The sequence below is a fragment of the Thermus albus genome (assembly GCF_022760855.1).
Taxonomy (GTDB): Bacteria; Deinococcota; Deinococci; order Deinococcales; family Thermaceae; genus Thermus; species Thermus albus.
Genome location: NZ_JAKTNR010000004.1, coordinates 135,908 through 158,915, shown reverse-complemented (window position 1 = coordinate 158,915; position 23,008 = coordinate 135,908). Strand labels below are relative to the sequence as shown.

General features: G+C 65.2%; 21 protein-coding genes and 1 tRNA gene. 12 read left to right on the top strand and 10 right to left on the bottom strand.

Features of this window, described 5'->3' with window-relative positions; genetic code table 11:
* Window positions 1–105: 105 nt before the first annotated feature.
* The 3 genes from L0D18_RS06120 to proB all read right to left on the bottom strand — a co-directional run bounded on the left by L0D18_RS06120 (window position 106) and on the right by proB (window position 3,454).
* Window positions 106–888 carry a YhjD/YihY/BrkB family envelope integrity protein gene (locus tag L0D18_RS06120; RefSeq protein WP_243027993.1) on the bottom strand — a complete coding sequence of 261 codons (783 nt, stop codon included), beginning with the start codon at window positions 886–888 and terminating at the stop codon, window positions 106–108.
* A gap of 206 nt (window positions 889–1,094) precedes the next feature.
* Complete coding sequence (locus L0D18_RS06115) at window positions 1,095–2,345, bottom strand: glutamate-5-semialdehyde dehydrogenase (RefSeq protein ID WP_243027992.1); 1,251 nt, start codon at window positions 2,343–2,345, stop codon at window positions 1,095–1,097.
* Window positions 2,342–3,454, bottom strand: coding sequence for a glutamate 5-kinase (proB, locus tag L0D18_RS06110; RefSeq protein ID WP_243027991.1), 1,113 nt, complete (start codon window positions 3,452–3,454; stop codon window positions 2,342–2,344). The genes L0D18_RS06115 and proB overlap by 4 nt, the downstream gene beginning before the upstream one ends.
* A 53-nt stretch (window positions 3,455–3,507) precedes the next feature.
* On the opposite strand from proB, the gene L0D18_RS06105 reads away from it, so the two are divergent.
* Window positions 3,508–6,984: a hypothetical protein gene (locus tag L0D18_RS06105; protein WP_243027990.1), complete on the top strand. Its 3,477-nt coding sequence runs from the start codon at window positions 3,508–3,510 to the stop codon at window positions 6,982–6,984.
* A 9-nt stretch (window positions 6,985–6,993) separates the two neighbouring features.
* On the opposite strand, the gene L0D18_RS06100 is transcribed toward L0D18_RS06105, so the two are convergent.
* On the bottom strand, window positions 6,994–7,185 hold the full coding sequence (locus L0D18_RS06100) for a hypothetical protein (RefSeq protein ID WP_423247898.1): 192 nt from the start codon (window positions 7,183–7,185) through the stop codon (window positions 6,994–6,996).
* A gap of 52 nt (window positions 7,186–7,237) precedes the next feature.
* Here L0D18_RS06100 and L0D18_RS06095 point away from each other — a divergent pair.
* Both L0D18_RS06095 and L0D18_RS06090 read left to right on the top strand, forming a co-directional pair.
* Window positions 7,238–7,314, top strand: a tRNA-Arg gene (locus L0D18_RS06095).
* Window positions 7,315–7,364: 50 nt separating this feature from the next.
* Window positions 7,365–7,928: a cob(I)yrinic acid a,c-diamide adenosyltransferase gene (locus L0D18_RS06090; RefSeq protein WP_243027988.1), complete on the top strand. Its 564-nt coding sequence runs from the start codon at window positions 7,365–7,367 to the stop codon at window positions 7,926–7,928.
* Here the strand turns inward: L0D18_RS06090 and L0D18_RS06085 are convergent.
* On the bottom strand, window positions 7,925–8,209 hold the full coding sequence (locus L0D18_RS06085; protein WP_243027987.1) for a hypothetical protein: 285 nt from the start codon (window positions 8,207–8,209) through the stop codon (window positions 7,925–7,927). The genes L0D18_RS06090 and L0D18_RS06085 overlap by 4 nt on opposite strands.
* A 96-nt stretch (window positions 8,210–8,305) precedes the next feature.
* Here L0D18_RS06085 and L0D18_RS06080 point away from each other — a divergent pair, with 96 nt between their 5' ends.
* Genes L0D18_RS06080 through L0D18_RS06065 form a run of 4 tightly spaced genes read left to right on the top strand, consistent with a single transcriptional unit; the run spans window position 8,306 to window position 11,868 of the window.
* Window positions 8,306–9,100, top strand: coding sequence for a CPBP family intramembrane glutamic endopeptidase (locus L0D18_RS06080; RefSeq protein ID WP_243028091.1), 795 nt, complete (start codon window positions 8,306–8,308; stop codon window positions 9,098–9,100).
* 8 nt (window positions 9,101–9,108) lie between these two features.
* Window positions 9,109–9,930: an RNase adapter RapZ gene (gene rapZ, locus L0D18_RS06075; protein WP_243027986.1), complete on the top strand. Its 822-nt coding sequence runs from the start codon at window positions 9,109–9,111 to the stop codon at window positions 9,928–9,930.
* On the top strand, window positions 9,911–11,164 hold the full coding sequence (locus L0D18_RS06070) for a gluconeogenesis factor YvcK family protein (RefSeq protein WP_423247897.1): 1,254 nt from the start codon (window positions 9,911–9,913) through the stop codon (window positions 11,162–11,164). The genes rapZ and L0D18_RS06070 overlap by 20 nt, the downstream gene beginning before the upstream one ends.
* An 8-nt stretch (window positions 11,165–11,172) precedes the next feature.
* On the top strand, window positions 11,173–11,868 hold the full coding sequence (locus tag L0D18_RS06065; protein WP_243027985.1) for a glucodextranase DOMON-like domain-containing protein: 696 nt from the start codon (window positions 11,173–11,175) through the stop codon (window positions 11,866–11,868).
* On the opposite strand, the gene L0D18_RS06060 is transcribed toward L0D18_RS06065, so the two are convergent.
* The 3 genes from L0D18_RS06060 to L0D18_RS06050 are packed head-to-tail and all read right to left on the bottom strand — an operon-like array spanning window position 11,865 to window position 15,389.
* Window positions 11,865–12,185 carry a DUF3208 domain-containing protein gene (locus L0D18_RS06060; RefSeq protein WP_243027984.1) on the bottom strand — a complete coding sequence of 107 codons (321 nt, stop codon included), beginning with the start codon at window positions 12,183–12,185 and terminating at the stop codon, window positions 11,865–11,867. The genes L0D18_RS06065 and L0D18_RS06060 overlap by 4 nt on opposite strands.
* A gap of 4 nt (window positions 12,186–12,189) precedes the next feature.
* Window positions 12,190–13,269 (bottom strand): alanine racemase, encoded by a 1,080-nt coding sequence (alr, locus tag L0D18_RS06055; protein ID WP_243027983.1) that lies wholly within the window; start codon window positions 13,267–13,269, stop codon window positions 12,190–12,192.
* Window positions 13,270–13,271: 2 nt separating this feature from the next.
* Entirely contained in the window at window positions 13,272–15,389 is a 2,118-nt protein-coding gene (locus L0D18_RS06050; protein ID WP_243027982.1) for a primosomal protein N' family DNA-binding protein, read from the bottom strand.
* A gap of 21 nt (window positions 15,390–15,410) precedes the next feature.
* On the opposite strand from L0D18_RS06050, the gene L0D18_RS06045 reads away from it, so the two are divergent.
* The 5 genes from L0D18_RS06045 (at window position 15,411) to L0D18_RS06025 (ending at window position 21,109) form a co-directional block, all read left to right on the top strand.
* A complete protein-coding gene (locus L0D18_RS06045; RefSeq protein WP_243027981.1) occupies window positions 15,411–16,460 on the top strand; it encodes an MFS transporter in 1,050 nt (349 codons plus the stop codon).
* A gap of 19 nt (window positions 16,461–16,479) precedes the next feature.
* Complete coding sequence (locus L0D18_RS06040) at window positions 16,480–17,139, top strand: DUF5639 domain-containing protein (protein WP_243027980.1); 660 nt, start codon at window positions 16,480–16,482, stop codon at window positions 17,137–17,139.
* 82 nt (window positions 17,140–17,221) lie between these two features.
* Window positions 17,222–18,283, top strand: a complete 1,062-nt coding sequence (pheS, locus tag L0D18_RS06035; RefSeq protein WP_243027979.1) for a phenylalanine--tRNA ligase subunit alpha — start codon at window positions 17,222–17,224, stop codon at window positions 18,281–18,283.
* Window positions 18,280–20,628, top strand: coding sequence for a phenylalanine--tRNA ligase subunit beta (pheT, locus tag L0D18_RS06030; RefSeq protein ID WP_243027978.1), 2,349 nt, complete (start codon window positions 18,280–18,282; stop codon window positions 20,626–20,628). The genes pheS and pheT overlap by 4 nt, the downstream gene beginning before the upstream one ends.
* Window positions 20,629–20,644: 16 nt before the next feature.
* Window positions 20,645–21,109, top strand: a complete 465-nt coding sequence (locus L0D18_RS06025) for a hypothetical protein (RefSeq protein WP_243027977.1) — start codon at window positions 20,645–20,647, stop codon at window positions 21,107–21,109.
* A 120-nt stretch (window positions 21,110–21,229) separates the two neighbouring features.
* On the opposite strand, the gene pfkA is transcribed toward L0D18_RS06025, so the two are convergent.
* Both pfkA and rsmI read right to left on the bottom strand, forming a co-directional pair.
* Window positions 21,230–22,198, bottom strand: coding sequence for a 6-phosphofructokinase (pfkA, locus tag L0D18_RS06020; protein WP_243027976.1), 969 nt, complete (start codon window positions 22,196–22,198; stop codon window positions 21,230–21,232).
* A complete protein-coding gene (rsmI, locus tag L0D18_RS06015) occupies window positions 22,195–23,007 on the bottom strand; it encodes a 16S rRNA (cytidine(1402)-2'-O)-methyltransferase (protein ID WP_243027975.1) in 813 nt (270 codons plus the stop codon). Before rsmI ends, pfkA begins: the two co-directional genes overlap by 4 nt.
* Between the last annotated feature and the right edge of the window lies 1 nt (window position 23,008).

The following is a 23,008-nucleotide window of genomic DNA, read 5'->3' as shown; positions in this document are numbered from 1 at the left end:
TCCCCAAGGGGAAGGGGACGGCCAGGCCCCTTCCCTTTAGGGGGCTAGCCTAGCCGGAGCCATGGCAACATGATACCGCAACCCAGCAAAAAAACGTGGGGTGCTCTAGTCCTCCACCACCCTCGCCACCACCGCCCCCAGGAGGAAGACCCAAAGCACCAGGTAGAGGCCTAAGAGCGCCAGGACAAACCCCGCCAAAGGTCCATAGAAGAGCTCGTATTGGGAGCGAGGAAGAAGCCTGGGTAAACCAAGCCGCACCCCCTCAAAGAGGAGGGCCGCCACCCCCGCCCCCACGCTGAGGGGAAGAAGGCCACGAAACCCCTTTAGGCCGCGGAAAAAGGCGTAGGCAAAAAGGAAGAGCAAAAAGGCCAGGAAAAGGGGCAGGAAGACCTCAAAAGGCCCCAGGAAACCCCGCCACTCAGGGGGCAGGAAGCGGAGGACAAACCCCAAGGCCAAGCCCAAAAGGGAAAGGAGGATGAGGCCAAGGCCCAAAAGAACCGGCATGAGGAGGCCCAAAAGGCGGTGGCGAAGGCCAGGGGGCCGGCCGAAGATGAGCCCCAGGGCATAGCCCAAGGCGGCAAAGAAGTTGCTCCCCGACCAAAGGAGAAAAAGGGCGCTCAAAAGGGTTAAGGGAAAGGCCCCCCGGGTGAGGAAGCGCAAGAGATCCTGGGCCAGCTCGGGCCGGGCCGGGAAAAGGCCTTCCGCCAAGGCCTCCACACCTCCCAAAAATCCTTCCCTTAGGGCCTCGCTCCCTGAGAGAAAAAGACCGAAGACCCCCACCAGAAGAAAAAGAAGGGGCATGAGGGAGAGGAGGGCGTAGTAGGCCAAGGCGGCGGCGAAAAAGGGCACGTGGGCTTGAGCGTAAAGTTGGAAAGCCTTCCTCAGCATAGCCCGCCCTTCAGGAACCACCCCTTTCCCCGGTGCCAAAGCTCCACCAGGATGCCGCCCATTAGGCCTTTCCCAGGACCCCCCTTTGCCAGGAGGGTGGGCTCATACCACCCACCCAGGCCCCTGCCAGGGTGGGAACCCCGGAAAGGGCCGCCGATAGGTGTCATCTCGGCGGAGCTTGGAGAACGAAACGGGAGGAAAGGGCATCATTCCCGCTCTTGTCCCTCCCCCAAGGCCACCCACTTGGTGGTGGTGAGCTCCATGGGCCCCATGGGGCCGTAGGCGTGGAGCTTGGAGGTGCTGATGCCGATCTCCGCCCCCAGGCCCAGCTGGAAGCCGTCGTTGAAACGGGTGGAGGCGTTCCAAAGGACCAGGCTGGCGTCCACCTCCTCCAGGAAGCGCCAGGCCGCATGAGGGTCCTGGGTGCAGATGGCCTCCGTGTGGCGGGAGCCGTACCGGGCGATGTGGGCCAGGGCTTCATCCAAGCCCGAGACCACCTTCACCCTAAGGATGAGGTCCAGATACTCTTGGTCCCATTCCTCCTCCCGAGCGGGCACCGCCCCCCGGAGGAGGGAAAGGGCCCTGGGGCAGGCCCGAAGCTCCACCCCCTTTTCCCCCATGGCCTTTTCCAGCATGGGCAGGAAGGCTTCCGCCACGGCCTCGTGGACCAGGACGGCCTCGAGGGCGTTGCACACCGCCGGGCGCTGCGTCTTGCCGTTCAGGGCCAGGCGCAGGGCCATGGAAAGGTCCGCCTTTTGGTCCACGTAAAGGTGGTTTACCCCCTTGGCGTGGGCCAAGACCGGCACCCGGGCCTCCCTTTGCACCAGGCGGATGAGCTCCTCCCCACCCCGGGGGATGAGGAGGTCCAATAGCTCCAGGCGGCACATGGCCAAGATGGCCTCCCGGTCCGTGGTGGGCACCAGGCTCACCGCCTCCCGGGGCAACCCCACCTCAAACAAGGCCCGGTGCCAGAGGGAAACCAGGGCCTGGTTGGAGCGGAAGGCCTCCTTCCCCCCCCTAAGGAGCATGGCATTTCCCGCCTTCAAGGCCACGGAAACCGCCTCCACCGTGGCCCCCGGGCGGGCCTCGTAGATGAAGCCGATGAGGCCCAAGGGAACCCGCATCCTCCCCACCCTTAGGCCGTTGGGCCGTTTGCTAAGCCCCTCAATCCGCCCCAGCGGGTCGGGAAGGGCAGCGATTTGGCGAAGGCCCTCGGTAAGGGTCCGTAGGTCCTTATCCTTAAGGGCCAGCCGGTCCAGCTTGGCCCGGGATAGCCCTGACCTTTCGGCCTCCTCGAGGTCCTCCCGGTTAGCCCTTAGCACCTCCGGCCAGGCCTCTTCCAGAAGCCGAGCCATGGCCAGAAGGGCCCCATCCCGGTTTCCCTTGGCGATTTCCGGAAGCCGGGCCCGGGCCCCCTCCGCCAGGTCCTTAAGGGACGCCCATACCTCCTCCCTCATACCTCCTCCTTAGCCTCCTTTAGGACCAGGTGGTCCCGGTGGACCACCTCCTCGGTGTAGCGGTAGCCCAAGAGGCCCTCTATCTCTCCGCTCCTATGCCCCTTGATGCGCTCCACCTCCTCGGCGGCATAGTTGGCCAGGCCCACCCCCACCTCCTCCCCCTCCTCAGTGAGGAGGCGCACCGCCTCCCCCCGGCCAAACCGCCCCCGCACCGCCTTGATGCCGGCAGGTAAAAGGCTTGCCCCCCTTTCCCTAAGGGCCCGCACCGCCCCAGCATCCAAGACCAGCTCCCCCTTGGGCTTTAAGAGGCCATAGAGCCAGGCCCTCTGCCCCCGGTAGCGCCTTTTGGCGTGGAAGTAGGTGCCCAAAGGAATCCCCTGAAGGGCTTCCAGCACCACCCCAGGCCTCCTTCCGGGCAGGAGCAGGGTGGGAATGCCCACCCGGCCCGCGATGCGGGCGGCGAGGAGCTTGGAGCGCATCCCCCCACTCCCCAGGGGGTTTCCCTCCCCGGCGTGGTCCAGGACCAGCTCCACCCGTTCCACCTCCGGGATGGGCCGGGCCTTGGGGTTTTTCTTGGGATCGTCCTCATAAAGGGCGTCCACATCGGAAAGGAGCACCAATAGCCCCGCCTCCACCAAGGCCGCCACCCGGGCGGAAAGCTGGTCGTTATCCCCGAAGCGGATCTCCTGGAAGGCCACGGTGTCGTTCTCGTTGATGATGGGCACCACCCTAAGGCGCAAAAGGGCCTGGAGCGTGGCCTTGGCGTTCAGGTAGCGCTCGCGGCTCGCCAGATCCTCGGCGGTGAGGAGGACCTGGGCCACCGGGGTAGGGGCGAAAGCCTCCCGCCAATGGGCCATGAGAAGGGGCTGGCCGGTGGCGGCCAAGGCCTGCTTGGTGGGCATGTCCTGGGGGCGGGGTAGGCCCAAAGCGGCCATCCCCGCCGCCACCGCCCCCGAGGAGACCAGGACCACCTCCCGCCCCTCCTGGCGGAGGGCCAGGACTTGGCGGGCGATCTCCGCCATCACCCCCCTATCCAGACCCCCGGGCCCCGCTAGGACCGCGCTCCCCACCTTGATGACCAGCCGCTTGGCCTCGAGTCCCGGCCGCATTAAGGGTCAGGATAGCACTTCTCATCCCCAGGGCCCGTGTATCGGCTAGGGTTATGAGAATGGGCAAAGGGCTTTCCCTCCCCGTGGTCCTGGTACTCCTCCTGGCGGCTTGCACCGGCCTATTTCCCAACCGCTCTACTGGCGATCTTCAGCTTGAACTAAAGCCCCCCTCCTTTTCCGTTGCCCAAGGGCAAAGCCAAACCATCACCCTCACCCTCACTCCCCAGAACGGGTTTACGGGAACAGTAACCCTCACCCTGGAGAGGCAGGACGGCTCCCCGGCCCCCCAGGGCCTCACCCTGAGCCCCACCAGCCTGAACGTAGCGGACCCTAACCCCGTGGCCCAGGACCTAACGGTGGCGGTGGCCCAGAACGTCCAGCCTGGCACCTACGCCCTGCGGGTAAAGGCCACCTCGGGTAACCTCACCCGGACGGCGAACCTGAGCCTCACCGTACAGGCACCACCCCCTGCTCCGGACTTCACCATTTCCCTGGACCCCCCCAGCCTCACGGTGCAGCAAGGGGCTAGCGGAAGCGCCACCCTAACCCTAACACCCCAAAACGGGTTTTCCGGAAACGTAAGCCTGACCTTGGTGAACGCTCCTTCGGGCTTGACCCTCTCTCCTGGAAGCGTAAACGTGCCCGGCCTAGGGACTGTAACCCAAACCCTTACCCTAGCAGCCAGCACCTTCTCTCCCATTGGCAACCACACGGTGAAAATCCGGGCCACAGGAAACGGTATTAGTCACGAAGCCAACCTTAGCCTGACTGTCACCCAGGCTCCGGCGGGGGATTTCACCCTGACCTTGGAAAGCCCCTCTCTTACCGTGACCCAAGGCGGCCGGGCTTACGTGCGCCTGGCCGTGAATGGCTCCTATGCTGGCTCCATCAGCCTGAGCCTGGTAGATGGGAACAAAAACCCCTTCCCTGGCGTGGCCTTAAGTCCCACCAGTACCCCGGTGCCCTCTGCTCCCATGTTGGAGCTGGCGGCCTCCCCTTCTCTGGCCCCCGGCACCTATAACCTTTTCGTCCAGGGAACGGGGGGCAACTTGACGCGGGAAGCACCCTTAACCCTCACGGTAGCTTCCGCCACACCCCCGCCGGACTTCACCCTGTCCGTGAATCCCAGCGACCTCACCCTCCAGCAAGGGAAAAGTGGGACGGCGATCCTCACCCTTTACTCGCAAAACTTTGTGGGGAACGTTAACTTGAGCCACAACGCTCCCAGCGGCATCGCCCTCGCCTTCCAAAGCCCCTGGAGCATCCCCGGTTCTGGAACCCACAGCCAACAGGTGACGGTGAGCATAGCGGGCTCCGTTACCCCTGGCACCTACCCCATCACCGTCACCGCCACCTCGGGAAGCCTTAGCAAGACCGTCAACCTGACCCTAACGGTAACGGCTTCCCCTCCGCCTGGGGACTTCAGCATCTCCTTGAACCCCACAAGCCTATCAATCCCCCAAGGAGGTAGCAGCACCGCCACCCTGACCCTGACCCCCCAAGGGGGCTTCACGGGACAGGTGGACCTCGCCCTGGAGCAGCAGAACGGCTCCCCAGCCCCGAACGGCATCACGTTGAGTCCTAGCAGTTTTAACGTTACGGGCACCAACCCCATGACCCAAACCCTCACGATAGGGGTGGCCCAGGGAATGGCCACGGGGAGCTACAGCCTGAGGGTTAAGGCCACTAGCGGGGGCCTAACCAAGACGACCAACCTAACCCTGACAGTGACGGTACCACCGGATTTCAGCCTTTCCCTGAACCCTGCAAGCCTAACGGTCCAACAGGGGGGTATCGCCACCACGCAACTCACCCTCACACCCCAAAACGGGTTTACGGGGACGGTAAACCTGAGCGTGAGTGGGGCCCCATCAGGGGTTCAGGTCAGCTTCCAGCAGAATCCCTGGAACATCAACGGTACCCAGACCCAGACGGTTACGGTGAGCACCAGTTCCGCCACCCCCCCAGGGAACTATGTCCTAACCATGACTGCCACGGGGGGTAATCTCAGCAAAACGGCCAGCCTGAACTTGGCCGTTTCTTCGTCCTCCTCGCCCAACCTGCGCATCGCCAAGGCGGAATGGGGCCAGACGGTCTTGAAGGAAGGGCTACGCCTGGTGGCGGGCAAGCCCGCCTTGCTCCGGGTGCACCTCCTGGCCAGCCCTTCCCCCATCTCCTTGAGCAATGCCCTGGTGGGGGCTGTGTACCAGGGAAGCACCTTCCAGGGCAACCTAACCTTTACCTGTCCCAACCCCATCCCCACCGCCACCGACCCCGGAAACCTGGCCACCACCTGCACCGCCACCCTGCCCCCAGGGTGGGTGGCCCCGGGGCTTCGGGTGGAGCTCAAGGCCGACCCCCAGGACCAGGTGGCGGAAAGCGACGAGGCCGACAACCTCCTCAGCCTCGCCCCCAGCGTGGGTACAGGCACGGTGCTCCACTTGACCGTGGTCCCGGTAATCCATCAAGGGCAACAAGCCCAAATACCTGGTTTCAGCCAAACTCTTTGGCGCATCTGGCCCCTTAAGGAGATCTCCCCCTCCACCCGCGCCCCCTACACCTTTAACAGCAACCTGAGCCCCGGCGACGGGAACGCCTGGGCCCAGCTTCTGGATGAGCTCCGCATCCTTCGCCAAACCGACGGAAGCGGGCGCTACTACTATGGCTTTGTCAAGGTTTCCTACACCTCAGGTATCGCCGGAATCGGGTATGTAGGCTACCCAGTGGCGGTAGGCTGGGACTATGCCCAAAGTGGTCCTGCGGTCATGGCCCACGAGCTGGGGCATAACTTCAACCGGGAACATGCTCCCTGCGGCACCTCGGGGGATGCCAACTATCCCTACCCTGGCGGCAAGATCGGCACCTGGGGTTACGATCTGGCCAACGGATCCCTAAAGGACCCCAGCCAGCACTATGACCTCATGAGCTACTGCGGCCCCCAGTGGATCTCCGACTACACCTACGAAGGAGCGCAAAGCTTCCTGGAAACCTCTCCCCCAAAACCCCTGTCCTTACCTGAGGAAGGTCTTCTTTTTTCCGGACGCATAGGGAACGGGGGCGTGGTGCTCAACCCACCCCTTCGGGTCGCCGCCTGGCCGGAAGGGGAGGCCTCCCCCCACCGCCTTCAGGCCAAAACGGCCTCTGGGGAAGTTCGGGAAGCCCCGGTATTAGTCCTTAAGGACTCCGAGGGCATTCTGCACTTCCAGGCTCGTCTACCCCTAGAGGCGTACTCCTGGGTGGGGCTCTACTTGGGGAACCAGCTCCTAAAGGAAACCTCGCCCCCCTTGCTTCCCCAGGCCGAGCCCCAGGTGGAGTTAAGGGAAGAAGGAGGCTTCCTCTGGGCTAGGGTCCAGGGTTATCCCTATTTCTCCCTTTTCCACCTGACTCCTGATGGCACCCGTACCGCCTTGGGCCTTTGGCACCAGGCGGGGGAGGTACGGTTCGCCTTGGCAAGCCTTCCCCCTGGGGGGGAGTTTGAGGTCCAGCTCTCCGATGGGCTAAACGTCCGCATCCTCCGCTTCCCTCGCTGAGGTCAGCCCCTAAGGGGCTATCTTGAAGCGCCCCTGGTGAAAGACCACCCTCCCTTCCCGCCCAAGCCGGACCAGAAGGGCGAAGAGGGTGGCCTTCCTAAGCCCAGGGTGAAGGGGTTGGAGCTGAAGGTGGAGGTCCTCGAGGGTCCTAGCCTCCCTCAGAAGGGCAAGAAGATGGGCTTCCAAACGCCTATCTCGCATCAAGGCCATTATTGACAAAAAGGCTTCCCCATGCTACCTTAGAGGTCGGCTTGGGCCCGTAGCTCAGTTGGATAGAGCGGCTGACTACGGATCAGCAGGTCAGGGGTTCGAATCCTCTCGGGCCCGCCAAAACCCCCCGGGAAAGCCCGGGGGCAGTTTTTTGGCCCTACAATGGGGCCATGAAGATCTACACCAAAACCGGGGACGCAGGGGAGACCGGCCTTTATGGGGCGGAGCGGGTGGTGAAGGCCCATCCCCGGGTGGAGGCCTACGGCACCGTGGACGAGGCCAACTCCGCCTTGGGCCTAGCCCGAAGCCTCCTTCCCCGGGAGCATCTGGATCTCCACGACCTCCTGGAGCGCATCCAAAACGCCCTCTTTGACCTAGGGGCCGATCTGGCCACCCGAATGGGAAGCCCATACGAGAAAAACATCGCCCGCATGGATACCCAGGATGTGGAGGGGTTGGAGCAGGCCATTGACCGCTACATGGAGGAAAGCCCCCCCTTCCGGGGCTTCGTCCTTCCGGGAGGGCACCCGGCTGCGGCCGCCTTGCACCTGGCCCGCACCGTGGTCCGCCGAGCGGAGCGCAAGGTGGTGGCCCTAAGCCGGGAGGAGCCGGTGAACCCGGAGGTTATCCGCTACCTAAACCGCCTTTCCGACCTCCTCTTCGTCCTAGCCCGGGTGGTGAACGCCCGGGAGGGGGTGCGGGAGGAGGAGTGGCTCGTTAAGAAGAGGCGTTAGGGCCAGGGCTTGCCGTAGACCCTCACCTCGGCTCCGGGGAAGGCGGTTTGCAACAAGTCCTTTAGGAAAAGGGCCGCTGAGGGCAGTAGCCCCCCACAAGGCCCCTCCATGTAGAGGAAGAGGTAGCGGGGCCTCCTCGGGGACTGGGAAAAACCCAGGCACCCTTCATACTCGGGGAAGTACTCGTAAAAGAGCTCCAAGAGGTCCTGCACCAGGTCTTTGGCCTCGGGCAGGGCCTCAATGGAGCTTTGCGGCTTGACCCAGAAGGTCATGGCCTTCATGCAACACCATTATGGCCCAATGGAGTGGGCCCCTTTGGCCCGGAGCCTGGGCCAAGGGCCCTCGAGGGCTCCTCGAGGGATAAAATGGAAAAGCTTATGCAAGCCCTCTTCTGGACCCTGGGCCTTTCCTGGGGGGCCTTCTTAGCCTTTTACCTGGGGGGCGGAAGGGTGGATACCCCTGCCTACCTGGCCTTCAGCCTCCTTTACATGTGGATTCCCGGCCTGGTGGCCCTCTACCTGGCCCGTAAGGAGGGGCTGCGCCTGCCCCTGGCCTTAAGGCCCAACCCCTACTGGCTTTTCGCCTGGCTCTTTCCCGTGGCCCTCACCCTCCTTTCCATCCCCTTGAGCCTCCCCTTTGGCGCCTGGCAGGGCTTGGATGCCCTCCGGTCCACCATCCCCCCGGAAGCCGCCCCAGGGATCCCCGAAGCCTTCTGGAGGCTCCTGCCCCTGGCCTTGATCCTCTCCGCCCTGGTGGCGGGGGCCACGGTGAACCTCCTGGCCGCCTTGGGGGAGGAGCTCATGTGGCGGGGGTACCTTTGGGAAAGGCTCCGGGAAAGGGGTTTCTGGCCCGCCAGCCTGGAGATCGGCTTCTGGTGGGGCCTGTGGCACGCTCCCCTCATCCTGGCCGGCCACAACTACCCCAGGGAGCCCCTTCTAGGGGTTCCCATGATGATCCTCTTCACCCTGGCCTTAACCCCCGTCCTCCTTTGGGTGCGGGAAAAGGGAGGCTCGGTATTGGCCGCAGCCCTCCTCCACGGCACCTTAAACGCCATCGCGGGCCTATCCCTCCTTTTGGTGGAGCGCACCCACGACCTCCTCATCGGGGTGGTGGGGCTTCCCGGGCTTTTCCTCCTTTCCCTCCTCAACCTCTGGCTGAGAAGGCGGGTATAGTCAAGGGGATGCGGTTTCTGGTGCTTACGGGGCTATCCGGGGCGGGCAAGACCACGGCCAAAGGCTTTTTGGAGGACCTGGGCTACTTCATGGTGGATAACCTCCCCCCAGGCCTATGGCCGGCCCTTTTGGCGGAGCTTGGGGGAAGGGGGGTAGAGCGGGCCGGGGTGGTGCTGGACGCCCGGGCCCTGGCCTTTTTCGGGGATTTGGAAACGGCCTTGGACGGGCTCAAGCCCACGGTGGTCTACCTCGAGGCCCGCCCGGAGATCCTCCTTCGCCGCTATAACCTGACCCGGAGGGTCCACCCCTTGGGGGCGGGCAACCTCATGCGGGAGATCGGGGAGGAGCGCCGCATCCTGGGCCCTTTACGGGCCCGGGCCCATTTGGTCCTGGATACCTCGGAGCTTTCCCCAAGGGGCCTTAAGGAAGCCTTGGTGCGCTTTCTGGGGGAGGAGGCGGGCTTCCTTTTGCGCCTCATCTCCTTCGGCTTCAAGTGGGGTTCGCCCCAGGAGGCGGATCTGGTCCTGGACGTGCGCCCCCTGCCCAACCCTCATTACGACCCCGCCCTGAAGCCCAAAACGGGGCTGGCCCCCGAGGTCCAGGCCTACGTGTTCCAGGAGGAGCACGAACCCTACTACCGGGCCCTTCTGGCGGTGGTGGGGTTGGCGGCGGAAGGTGCCAAGGCGGAGGGAAGGGCCTTTTACACCGTGGCCGTGGGGTGCACCGGGGGAAGGCACCGGAGCGTGGCGGTGGCGGAACGGCTCGCCGAAGAGCTCTCAAGCCGCTTCCGGGTGGAGGTGAACCACCGGGATGTGGACAAGGAGGAGTAAGCCCCTGGGATTTTACCGGGGGGCCAAAGGGCTCGCCCGGCGCTTTCCCCCCTTTCGCTGGCTTTACCCGGGGATGCGGGTGAAGCGCTACGCAGCCTTGGCGGGCCTTGGGGTCCTTCTTACGGCCTACGGCCTCGCCCGCCTCCTCCCTCCCCCACCCCCGGAGCCTTGGGCCTGGGTCTTGATCCTCCTGGGCCTCCTCCTCCTGGTGGGGGGGATAAGGAGCATGAACCGCAGCATGCTTTCCGCCTTCACCGAACCCGAGGAGGTGCCGGAACGGGTCTATGTGCGAAGAAGGCTGGAGCAAGGGCCCAAGGTGGTGGCCTTTGGCGGCGGCACCGGGCTTTCCCGGGTGCTTAAGGGCCTAAAGGGGCACACGGCCAACACCACCGCCATCGTGGCGGTGACCGATGACGGGGGCTCCACGGGCCGGCTCCGCCAAGCCTTTGGCCTGCCGGCGGTGGGGGACCTGGCGGACTGCCTGGCGGCCCTTTCCGACCATCCCGCTTTGCCTAAGCTCCTCCACCACCGTTTCCAGGAGGGGGAGCTCAAGGGCCACACCTTCGGCAACCTGTTCCTCTTGACCCTGAACCAGGAAGCCAAGGACTTCGCCCAGGCCATCCTCGAGGCCAACGCCATCCTGCAGCTGAGGGGCCAGGTCCTCCCCGCCGCCCCCGAGGCGGTGCGGCTTAAGGCCCGCTTTCGGGACGGAACGGAGGTGGTGGGGGAGGTGGCCATCCGGGAGAAAAGGGGGCAAATCCGGGAGGTCTTCCTGGAACCCGAACCTCTAAGGGTTATGGAGGAGGCCCTCCAGGCCATCCACCAGGCGGACCTCCTGGTCCTGGGACCGGGAAGCCTGTACACCAGCGTGATTCCCGCCTTCCTGCCAAGGCCCCTTAGGGAGGCCCTCGCCAAGGCCAAGGCACCTTTGGTATATGTGGTGAACCTCATGACCGAGCCTGGGGAAACGGACGGCTACACCGCCTACGACCACTACAAGGCCATCGCCTACCATCTGGGCCGAAGACCCCAGGCGGTCCTGGTGCACACCGCCCCCATTCCCGAGGAGGTCCTTGGCCGCTACGCCCAGGAAGGGCGCTTCCCCGTGGCCTTTGATCCCAGGCCCTTCGCCGTGGACGGGGTGCGGGTGATCACCGGGGACTTCCGAGAGGATGGCCCCTTGGCCCAGCACGACCCGGAAAAGGTGGTAAGGGCCCTTTTGGCTTTGGTATAAAGCTAAGCGTGCTTTTCCTCTTCCAAGACCCCTTGGGCGACGATCAAGGCCTGGCCTACCTCTACCCCCGGGCCGCCCTCTTCCAGGAGGCGGGGGAGGGTTTTGCCGACCTTCTGGCCCTGGCGGGGGAGGAACGGGAAGGGAGGCTCATCCTTAAGGTGCGCCTGAGCCGCTACCCGAATCCCCTCCAGGGGCCCTTGGGCTTCAGCCTGGCCACGGTGGTCCTGTGGCTGGACACGGAGGAAGGGGGCGAAGAACACCTGCTTCCTGGGCTTTCCACGCCTCCTGGCCAAGGCTTTGAGGTGGCCTATGTGCTCACGGGCTTCGGGGGGGAGAAGCGAAGCCCCCCTGGGGAGCGAGAACCGGTCAGGGTGTGGCGGGAAGGGGAGTGGGTGGTGGTGGACACGGGGCTTCCCCCAAAGCCTTATGGCTACTACGGGGCCGTGGGCCTCTTTGACCCCTTCGCCCCCTGGTACCTGCGGCCCACGAGTCCTGAAGGCGGCCTCTGGACCCTGGGGGCCAAGGCGGGAAGCCCCCCGGTGGTGGATCTGCTAGCGGAAGACTCCAGGGAGCAGGTGCGGGCCTACGAGACCGGTATCCTGAAGCCCCTAAGGCCCAAGGGGTTCGCCCTTAACAGGGAAAGCCTTCTCGCCTTCGCCCTGGGTGGGGTCTCCCTCCTCCTGGCCTTCCTCCTCCGGCGCTAAAGGGGGCGGAGATCCTCTAAGAGGAGCCAGCCCACCCCTTCCGGAAGGCCCTCCAGCCTCTCTTGGAGAAGGGGTGCCAGGCGTTGTGCCACGGGTGTTAAGGCCTCCGGGGGTTCCTCGGTCAGGACCAGAAGGGTGAGCTGGTAGAAGCGCTGGGTATGGGTGGGGGTACCGTCCTGGAAAAAGGGCGTGGGAGGAGGAACCTCGTCCAGCAAGAGCCTAACCCCCTCCAGCTCCTGGGGAAGGAGAGCCTTTAGGTCCAAAGCCTCCCCCCTGGGGTGCCAAAGGTAGCCTTGGAAAAGGCGCACCGCCTGCATAGGCCTAGCCTAAAACTTCCAGGATCTCTTGGCCGTAGCGGTAAACCCTAGGAAGCCTACGGGAAAGGTGCACCGCCACCTCATAGGGGATGGTGCCCCGGGCCTCGGCCCAGGCGCAAAGCCCCGTGGGGCCAAAGTCCGGGGAAACCACCTCCAAAACCGCATCCAAGGCCAAGGGCCCAGGGGCTAAGACCGTGGTCTGGTCCATGGAGATGCGGCCCGCCACCGGATAAAGACCCCCCTCAGGCCCCCTCACAAAGCGCACCGCCCCCCGGGGAAGGCCATCGGCATAACCCACGGGGAGGGTAAGAAGCCACTCCCCTCCTCGGGCCACATACTCCCCCCCATACCCCACCCGGTCGCCCTCCTTTAGCCTTTTCACCAGGGTGGGCCGGGCCAGGAGGCGGAGGATGGGCCTTAGCCCAAAACCGGGGATGAGGCCGTAAAGGGCCAGGCCCACCCGGACGTTTTCCCCCCCGTGGAGGAGAAGGCCATAGGAGTTTTCCAAGTGGTAAAAGTACCCTTCCCCTAGGGCCTCCCGCACCCTTTGGAAGCGGCCCTTTTGCACCTCCACGAAGGCCTGGTCCTCCCCGGCGGTGGCCAGGTGGCTGTAGATGCCCTCCACCCTCACCCCCAAGGCTTCCACCGCCCGTAGGGCCTCCCTGGCCTCCTCCCAGGGAAAGCCCACCCGGTTCATCCCCGTGTCCACCTTGAGGTGGGCCCTGGGTGTTAGGCCCAAGGCCGAAGCCCTCTGCGAAAGAGCCCTGGCCGCCTCGAGGGTGGAAAGGCTGGGCACCAGGCCCAGGCGCAAGGCCTCCTCCGCCTCCAAGGGATGGAGGCTTCCGAGAAGCAGGACCTCCCCTTCCACCCCCCCTTGCCTCAAGGCCCTTCCCTCCCCCACCGTGGCCACCGCCACCCGCCTGGCCCCCCTCTTCAGGAGAAAACGGGCCAGGGGCAGGGCCCCATGCCCGTAGGCCTCCGCCTTGAGGACCGGGATCACCTCCCCCCTGGCCCTAGCCCTAAGGAGGAGCCAGTTGGCCTCGAGGGCCTTCAGGTCCACCTCTATCCAGGCCCGAACCTCCATACCTAGTCCTCCAAAAGCCCCACAAAGCGGTAGGGGTCGGGGTCCAGCTTGAACCTCCGGGGGTCCAGATGGGCAAGAAGTTCCCTAAGCCGGTCCGTGCTTCCCCTTAGGAGGAGGTGAAAGACATACATCCCCTTCACCCGGGGAACTGGGGCCGGGGCCGGCCCCAGCACCTCCCCCTCCTGGGCCACGCCCCCTAGGGCGGCAAGAAGGGCGTGGGCCTCCTCCAGGGCCCGCTCCTCCTTGCGGTGGGCCACCTCCAGCTTCACCATGCGCACCTTCGGAGGGTAGTCCAAGGCCTCCCGCAAGGCCTTCTCCATCCAAGGGAAGGCTTCCACACTCCCCTCCAGAAGCCCCTGGTGGGCCGGGTGGTCAGGGGTGTAGGTCTGGAGGACCAGAAGGGGCCTTCTTCCCGGCCTCAGCTCCGTGAGGGACCAAAGCAGGCGGTGGTAGCGCTCCGCGGAACGAAAGTCGGAATCAAAAAGGAAACCGTCGGCATAGGGCAACAGCACCAAGGCCAGCTCCGGAAGCATCGGCCCCCGCAGGAAGGCGGTGGTCCCCACCACCAGCCCAGGCTCTTTCCGCAGCAAGGGGGAGAGGTCATCCTTGGCGTCTTTGCTGTAGCGGTACACGGGCAGGGAAAGGTGCCTCTTTACCTCCTCCCAAAGCCACTCTAGCCCCGGTCCCTTGGGCTTTAGGAGGGGGGAGCCGCACCTGGGGCATAAGGCGGGAGGCGCCTCTTGGTGGCCGCACTGGTGGCAACGTAGCATCCCCTTGCCCCCCTTGTGGTAGCGCAAGGGGAGAGCACAGTTAGGGCACATGGGCTTATAGCCGCAATCGGTACAAAGGAGGAGGGCGCTATACCCCAGACGGGAGGAAAGGACCAGGGCCTGCCGCCCCTTCTCCTCCACCTGCCTTAGGAGGGCCCAGGCCCTGCCCGTGAGGGGATACCCTTCCTCCCTTTTCAGGTCCAAGAGGAGCACCCGGGGCTTGGGTACGGGAAAAGTTAGGCCCTGCCGTTCCAGCACCTCCACCGCGGGCACCAGGGAAAGGTAGGTAAGGGGCACCCCTAGAAGCCTCGCCCTAAGCTCCGCCAGGGGGGGCACGAAGGCCCTCGTTCCTGAGGGGAGCTTGTAGCTTTCGCTTCCCTCCTCCACCACCACGATGGAATCCGGGGTAAAGGGGAGGAGAAGCCCCCCATAGGTGGCGAAGACCAAGCCCCCGGGGTTTCGGAAAAGGGCCTCCCGCGCTTCCCGAGAAAGCCCACCGTGGTAGGGCGTGGCCTGGGGAAAGCGGTGAAGGAAGCGCTCCAAAAGGCTCACCTCCGGGAAGAGGACCAGGTGGCTTCCCTCTGCCACCAACCCCGCAAGGAAGCGCACCCTCTCCTCAAACCTCCCCCCGTTAAGCCTTTCCGGCCTCTCGGGGAGAAGGAGGGGCTTTGAGGGCTCGCCCATGGGGGAAAGGTCCCTTGGGGCCCCGTAGCCAATAAACCCCTCGGCAAGAAGCCTTTTCACCCGCCCCACCCCTACCCCCGCGGCCCGGGCCAAGGCGGCCAGGCTTTCCGCCTGGCCCAAGGAACGAAGAACCTGCAAGACCCCATCCAACTCGGGGTCGGGATGGCCTTCCCTCAAGGGAAGCAAGACCCTTTTCCCCTCTTTGAAGGCCACCTCCTCCTCCAAAACCCCGCCTTCCCGCAGGTGGTCCAAAAGCCTGGGGTCAAACCCCTTGGCCTCCTGCCAGGTGGTGAGGCTTTCCAAACCCTGAGGCAAAAGGCGAGGGTCCGCCCCGGGGTAAAGGCGCACCCGGTGCCTAAGCTCAGGGAAAGGGGGCAGGAAGTCGGCCAGCACCTGGCCCAAGGGGGCGAAAAGGTAGCGGGCGGCCTCTTCCAGAAAGAGAATCTCTTCAGGGCGCAGATAGGGCTTTTCATCCAGGTAGGCGATGGCGTGGCGCAAGGCGTGGCTCGCCCTTCCCCCCTCCCCCACCACCACCCCCACCCGCACCTCCCCCCGCCAGGGCACCGCCACCCGCTTGCCCAAGGCCTCCTCTTCCCCCCGGTCCAAGGGGGGTAGGTAGGTCATGGGGGGAAGGGGCAGGGGCAAGGCCACCTGAAGAAGGCGCATGCTGCCCATAGGATAAGGGGGATGCGGTGGGCGGTGGTGCTCTCCGGGGTGGTCCTCTATAGCGCCCTCTATGCGGTGGTGCCCCTGCTTCCCCTTCTGGAAAGGCTCTTCGCGGCTCCTCCCGGAGCCGCGGGGCCAGGCATGGGCCTGCCCCTTCTGCTTTTGGTCCTCCTCTCCCCCTGGGTGCCCCGGCTGGGCCTCCCCGCAGGCGCCCTGCTAGGGGGAGGGCTTCTCCTGGTGGGGTTGGGCGGAGCCGTGGGGGCCCTAAGCCCAAGCCTTTTCCTCTGGACCCTAGGCCGCCTCCTCCAGGGGGTGGGGGCCGCCTTGGTACCCGCCTTGGCCATCGCCCTTGTCCCCCTTCTCTTTCCCCAAAGGGCTTGGGAGATGGCCGGGGTGTACATGGCGGGGAACGTTCTGGGCGGGGGTATGGGCCGGGTGCTGGCGGGGCTCCTGGCCGAGGCCGTGGGAGTGAGGGGAAGCCTCTTACTCCTCTCCTTGCCTGCGCTTTTTCTCGGCCTCCTTCTGCTCCGCACCCCAGGAGGGCTTCCCACCTTGGGACGGCCACAATACGACCTCAAGGCCTTTCCCCTTTACCTGGTGGGGGCCATCCTCCTTTTCCTAAACCTCTTCCTGGCCAACCTCCTTCCCTACCACCTTTTGGAGTTGGGCTTCCGCCCGGGAGAGGTGGGCCTTGTGTACCTGGCCTATCTCTTTGGCATCCCAGGAAGCGCCCTCTCGGGGCTTCTGGCCCGCCGGCTTGGGGCGGTGGCCACCTTCCGCCTGGCCTTTCTGGGGGTCCTGCTGGGCCTTGGTCTTATGCTCCTTCCCCCGCCTTGCTTGGTCCTGGGCTTTGTGCTGCTGATGGCCGCCCTCTTCACCGCCCAAAGCCTGGCCTCGGGGGCGGCGGGAAGAAAAGGGGTGGGGATAAGCGGCACCTACGTGGCCGCCTTCTACCTGGGGGGTACCCTGGCGGGGCTTCTTTACCCCCTTTTCCTCTACAGTTTCCCCCTTGCGGTGGCCCTAGGCCTAGGGCTAGCCCTTCTGGCCTTACTCCTGGCCCCGGTTCGCTGAGGTCCCGTAGCATGAACCCATGGAGGTCCACGCCGCTGACCAGTACCTGGTGGCCCCCGCAGAGGCTGGTCTCCTCGAGGTCCACGAGAAGCTATCCGGCACCGGGCTTTACCCGCCTTTTCCCCCGGTGGAACTCCCCGGGGGGTTGGGGGGGCTTGTGGAACGGGGAGGATTCGGCCAGACCTTTTTCTTCCCCGCGGAGGTCCTTGGCCTCACCTTCCAAACCCCAAAGGGCAGGGTGGTGCGGGCTGGGGGTGTGGTGGTGAAAAACGTGCAGGGCTACGACCTGGTACGGCCCTTCGTGGGGAGCTTTGGCCTTTTGGGAAAGGCTTTGGAAGCGGTGTTCCGCCTGAGGCCGGGCCGGGCGGCCGTCTTCCTGCGAAGGCCCTTTTTGGGCGGGTTCCCCACCCTCTTCCCTACCCCCAGGTTCCTCTTCGCCTTGGAGGAAGAAGGGGGTTGGTGGCTTTACGCCTTCCACTATGGCCACGAGAAGGAGGTGGCCCGCCTCCAAGAGGCCTTTGGCGGTGAGGAGGCTAGTCCCATAGATCTAAGGCCCCTCTTCCCCCAGGGGATGGGGGTTGGGCAGGGCCCCCTTAGGGACCTCCGCTTTTCCTGGATGGACGGGGAAACCTATCCCGAGCCGCCCGGGCCCTTTCGCAAGCTGGTCGAGGCCCTTTAGCCACCCTTAGGCTAAGGCCTTACCCCAAAAGGGGTCCCGTTCCTCCCTCCCCCTTGCGGCAAGTCAAGGTATCCTCTAAGGGATGCGGGAGCTCGAGCAAGAAGCCTTAGCCGCCATCCGAGAAGCCCAGGACCTCGAGGCCCTAAAGGCCCTAAAGGCCCGCTATCTGGGCAAAAAAGGCCTCATCACCCAGGAGATGAAGGCCCTATCCCACCTTCCCCTGGAGGAAAGGAGGCGGAAGGGCCAGGCCCTAAACGCCCTCAAGGAGGCCATAGAAAAGGCCTTGGAGGAGCGGGAAAGGGCCCTGGTGGAGGCGGAGGTAAGGAGGGCCTTGGAAGGGGAGCGCCAGGACGTCTCCCTGCCCGGGGTAGAGGTCTTCGTGGGGGGCCTCCACCCCATCACCCTCATGGAGGGGGAACTGGTGGGGATCTTCCGCTCCCTGGGCTACCAGGCGGTGGAGGGTCCCGAGGTGGAAAGCGAGTTTTTCAACTTTGACGCCCTGAACATCCCCGAACACCACCCCGCCCGGGACATGTGGGATACCTTCTGGCTGGAAGGGGAAGGCCACGGGCTTTTGGGGCCCTTAGGGGAAGAGGTGCGGGGTAGGCTTCTTCTCCGCACCCACACCTCCCCCATGCAGGTGCGCTACATGGTGGCCCACACCCCTCCCTTCCGCATCGTGGTGCCGGGGCGGGTCTTTCGCTTTGAGCAGACGGACGCCACCCACGAGGCGGTATTCCACCAGCTGGAGGGGCTGGTGGTGGGGGAAGGGATCACCATGGCCCACCTGAAAGGGGCCATCTACGAGCTGGCCCAGGCCCTCTACGGCCCCGAGTCCCGGGTGCGTTTTCAACCCATCTACTTCCCCTTCGTGGAACCCGGGGCCCAGTTCGCCATCTGGTGGCCCGAGGGGGGAAAATGGCTGGAGCTGGGTGGGGCGGGGATGGTGCACCCCAAGGTTTTCCAGGCGGTGGACGCCTACCGCCAGGCCCTGGGCCTTCCCCCCGCCTACCAGGGGGCCACGGGCTTCGCCTTTGGGCTTGGGGTGGAACGGCTGGCCATGCTGCGCTACGGTATCCCAGACATCCGCTACTTCTTCGGGGGACGGCTTAAGTTCTTAGAGCAGTTCCGGGGGATCTTATGAGGGTGCCCTTCTCCTGGCTTAAAACCTACGTGCCCGAGCTGGAAAGCCCAGAGGTATTGGAGGAGCGGCTGGCCGGCTTAGGCTTTGAAACGGAGCGCATAGAAAAGGCTTTCCAGATACCCAGCGGTGTGGTCTTTGCCCGGGTCCTCGAGGCCCACCCCATCCCCGGCACCGGCCTCAAGCGCCTGGTTTTAGATGCGGGCAAGGTGGTGGAGGTGGTCTCGGGAGCGGGAAACGCGCGCCCTGGAGTCGGGGTGGCCCTAGCCCTTCCCGGCACGGAGGTGAACGGGCTTAGGATCGGGGAAAGGACCATCCAGGGGGTGGTCTCCCACGGCATGGCCCTCTCCCCCAAGGAACTGGGGGTGGGGGAGTATGGGGGGGGGCTTTTGGAGCTCCCCGGGGATGCCCTCCCCCCCGGCACCCCCTTGGCCGAGGCCTGGCCGGAGGAGGTGGTGTTGGAAATAGAGGTCACCCCCAACCGGCCGGACGCCTTGGGGATTCTGGGCTTGGCCTACGACCTCCACGCCTTGGGCTATGGCCTGGTCCTGCCCGAGGTGCGGCTGGAAACGGAAAAGGTGCCCTTGCCCTTTGGCCTAAGGGTGGAGGACCTGGAAGGCGCCCCCCATTTCACCCTTTCCTACGCCTTCGGCCTCCGGGTGGGGCCAAGCCCCATCTGGCTCCAGCGGATCCTTTTCGCCTGCGGCATGCGGCCCATCAGCAACGTGGTGGACATCACCAACCACGTGATGCTGGAAATGGCCCAGCCCATGCACGCCTTTGACCTTCGGTATATCGGGGAGGGGATCCTGGTGCGCAGGGCCCGGCCCGGGGAAAGGCTCACCACCCTGGACGGGGTGGAGCGGGAACTCCACCCCGAGGACCTGGTCATTGCCGGGTACAGGGGTACGGAAAGCTTCCCCCTCGGCCTCGCCGGGGTCATGGGCGGGGCCGAAAGCGAGGTGCGGGAGGACACGGAGGCCATCGCCCTCGAGGTGGCCCAGTTTGACCCCGTTTCCATCCGCAAGACCGCCCGGCGGCAGGCCCTGCGCACCGAGGCCAGCTACCGTTTTGAGCGAGGGGTGGACCCCATGGGCCAGGTGCCCGCAGCCAGGAGGGCCCTAAGCCTCCTCCAGGCCCTGGCGGGGGCCCGGGTGGCGGAGAGCATCCTGGAGGAGGGAACTCCCAGAGAACCCAAGCCCATCCCCTTCCGCCCCCAGTACGCCAACCGGCTCCTCGGCACCCAGTACCCGGAGGAGGTGCAGCTTTCCATCCTAAGGCGCCTGGGCTGCCGGGTGGAAGGGGAAGGTCCTTACCGGGTCACACCCCCTAGCCGCCGCCTGGACCTAAAGCTAGAAGAGGACCTGGTGGAGGAGGTCGCCCGCATCCAGGGCTACGAGAGCATCCCCCTGGACCTTCCCGCCTTCTTCCCCGCCCCCGATAACCGGGGGGTGGAAAGGCCCTACCAAAGGGAACGCCGCCTGCGGGAACTCCTTTCGGGCCTGGGCTTCCAGGAGGTCTACACCTATAGCTTCATGGACCCCGAGGAGGCCCCCCTGTTCCGCCTGCCCCCACCCCCCTGGCGCCTCAAAAACCCCTTGAGCCCGGAGAAGGCCGCCCTGAGGACCCACCTCTTCCCCGGCCTCCTCCGGCTCCTCCAGGAAAACCTGGCCCTGGATCGCCCGCCAAAGGCCCTTCTCTTTGAGGTGGGCAAGGTTTTTGGGAAGGAGGGAGCGTGGGTGAGGGAGGAAACCCACCTGGCAGGCCTCCTCTTCGGAAATGGCCTTGGTCTTCCCCATGGGGAGAGGCTTTCAGGGTACCCCCTCCTCAAGGGGCTTCTGGAGGCCTTGTTGGACCGGCTGGGCCTGGACCTGCGGGTGGAGGCCCATCCCTACCCCTTCCTCCATCCCGGGGTTTCGGGGAAGGTGCGGGTGGCCGGGGAGGAAAAAGGGTTCCTGGGCCAGGTACATCCGGAGATCCTCGCGGCCCTGGAGCTTCCCCCGGTCTTCCTCTTTGAGCTGGTCCTTCCCCTCCCCGAGAAGCCCTTCCGCTTCCAGGACCCCTCCCGCTACCCCCTGGCCCTCAGGGACCTGGCGGTGGTGGTCCCCGAGGCCACGCCCTACGGGGAGGTGGAGGCCCTTCTTCGCCAAGCGGCAGGACCCTACCTGGAAAGCCTTCAACTGTTTGACCTTTACCAGGGCCCACCCCTCAGGGAGGGGGAGAAGAGCCTGGCCTTCCACCTGCGCTTCCGCCACCCCGAGCGCACCCTGAAGGACGAGGAGGTGGAGGAGGCCATGGTCCGTCTCCTGGCCGCCTTAAGGACCCGGGGCTGGGACATCCGGGGCTAGGGGGTAAACTGAAGCCATGCTCACCTGGGTGGACCTCCTGGCCCTCCTCAGCCTGGCCGTGGGCCTGGCCTGGGGTTACCGGAGTGGCCTCCAGGGGGCCTTTGCCGGGCTTGGGGTGGTGCTCTACCTCCTCCTGGCCCAGATGGGGCTTGTCGGCCCCTGGTGGGGTCTGGGCCTAGGGCTTCTCCTGGGACTTCTGGCCAAAAGCCTTCCCTTCCCCCCTCTTTCCCAGGGCCTCGAGGCCCTTCTGGGCTCCTTGGGAGGGTTCCTGTTGGGCCTATTCCTGGCCCTGGCCATCTGGACCGGCTACCCCTGGGAAAAAACCGCCGCCGGAACCCTTCGCTACCCCTCCTTAAGCCTTCCCACCCCGGTATACGACGGGATAAGCCAAAGCCCCTTCGCCCGGGAGGCCTTCCGCCTAGCTTGGAACTCCCCCTGGCTCCGAAGGGTGTTGGCCCTAGATCAACCTGCTAAGCGTTGATGCCGTCCTGCCCCCCTCCTGCCCAACCATGGATTGGAGGGACGGCTTGCCGAGGGGCCTTGCTTTGGAGGGGACCAAAGGAAGATGGCAGATGGCCCCTTCAAAGGTTGCTGCACCCGCTTAAAGGGCCAGGACCCGGGATAAGGCCAAAAGGGCGCGGTTGATGTCCTTTTTCCGCTCCACCGCCTCCTTGAGGGGGGTGAGCTCCACCTCCCCCTCCACCTCCCCCACCATGACCCCGCTGGTCCCGCTGGCCAGGGCCCCCACCGCCGCCGCCCCCAAACGGCTAGCCAGGATGCGGTCCTTGGCCGTGGGGCTCCCTCCCCGCTGGATATGGCCCAGGACCGTGACCCGGGCCTCCACCGGCACGTGCTCCTTTATGGCGGCAAGGAGGCCGGCTGCCCCTCCTGGGTAGGCTCCCTCCGCCACCACCACAATGGAGCTGGATTTTCCTCGGCGCAAGGACTCTAGGAGCCCTTCGGCGATGGCCCTGGGGTCTACGGGTTCCTCAGGGACGGCAATTACCTCAGCCCCTCCCGCGAGGCCCACGTCCAAGGCAATAAAGCCTGAATCTCGCCCCATCACCTCAATGAAGAAGACCCGCTCGTGGCTGGCGGCGGTGTCCCGGATGCGGTCTATGGCCTCGAGGGCCGTGTTCACCGCGGTGTCAAAGCCGATGGTGTAATCGGTGCCGTAGAGGTCGTTGTCAATGGTACCCGGAACCCCCACCACGGGAACCCTGTGCTCCTCCAAAAGGCGCATGGCCCCGCGAAAGGTCCCATCCCCCCCGATGGCCACCAGGCCCTCGATCCCCGCCGTCTTAAGCTTCTCCGCCGCCTTGGCCCTCCCCTCCTCGGTCAGAAACTCCTGGCTTCTTGCGGTGAGGAGGAGGGTCCCCCCCCGCTGGAGGATGTTGGCCACATCCCGCACCCCCAAGGGCACCATCTCCCCCAGGATCATGCCCGCATACCCGCGGCGGATGCCGATCACCTCAATACCCAAGGCATAGGCCTGTCGCACCACGGCCCTTATGGCCGCATTCATTCCCGGGGCATCGCCCCCGGAAGTAAACACCCCTATGCGTTTCATTCCTCCTCCTCCCAAGATTCCTTCGCCTTTTCCAGGGCCAGGCGATAGGCCTCGTTCCTGGGAACCCCCCTCGCCAGGAGAGCCCGGAAAAGCCCCTTGCCCGCAAGGCCTTGGGCTTTCAGCTCCTCCAAGACCCGCTGGGCCCCCACAGGCTGCGTTGCCTTAGGCCCCAGCACCAGAACGAACTCGCCCCGGGGGTTCCGAAAATGCCTCCGAGCCTCCCCCAAGGTCCCTCGGAAGACCTCCTCGTGCACCTTACTGATCTCCCGAGCCACGGCCACGGGATGCTCCGGACCATAGACCTCGGCCAGGTCCTCCAGGGTCTTGTGCAGGCGATGGGGGCTTTCGTAAAGCACCGCGGTCCTCCCTTCCCGGGCTAAGGCCTGGAGGCGTTCCTTGCGTTCCCTGCCACCTTTTGGCAGAAAGCCTTCAAAGGTGAAGCGATGGGTGGGTAGACCCGAGGCCACCAGGGCGGGGATGAGGGCCGTGGGGCCCGGAAGCGCTTCCACCCGCCAGCCCCATTCTAGCGCCAACCGCACTAGCTCGGCCCCGGGATCGGAGATGCCTGGGGTACCGGCGTCGGTGGCGTAGGCCACGTAGGCGTAGGGGGAAAGGAGTTCCTTGGCCTTTCCCACCGTGTGCTGGTCCAAGCGCAGGGTAGGGGTAGCGAGGCCATAGTGGCGGAGGAGAATCCCGGTGCGCCGGGTATCCTCGCAGGCCACCACCTCCACCTCCTTCAGGACCCTTAGGGCCCTTAGGGTGATGTCCTCTAGGTTCCCGATGGGGGTGGGGACCAGGACCAGGCGCACC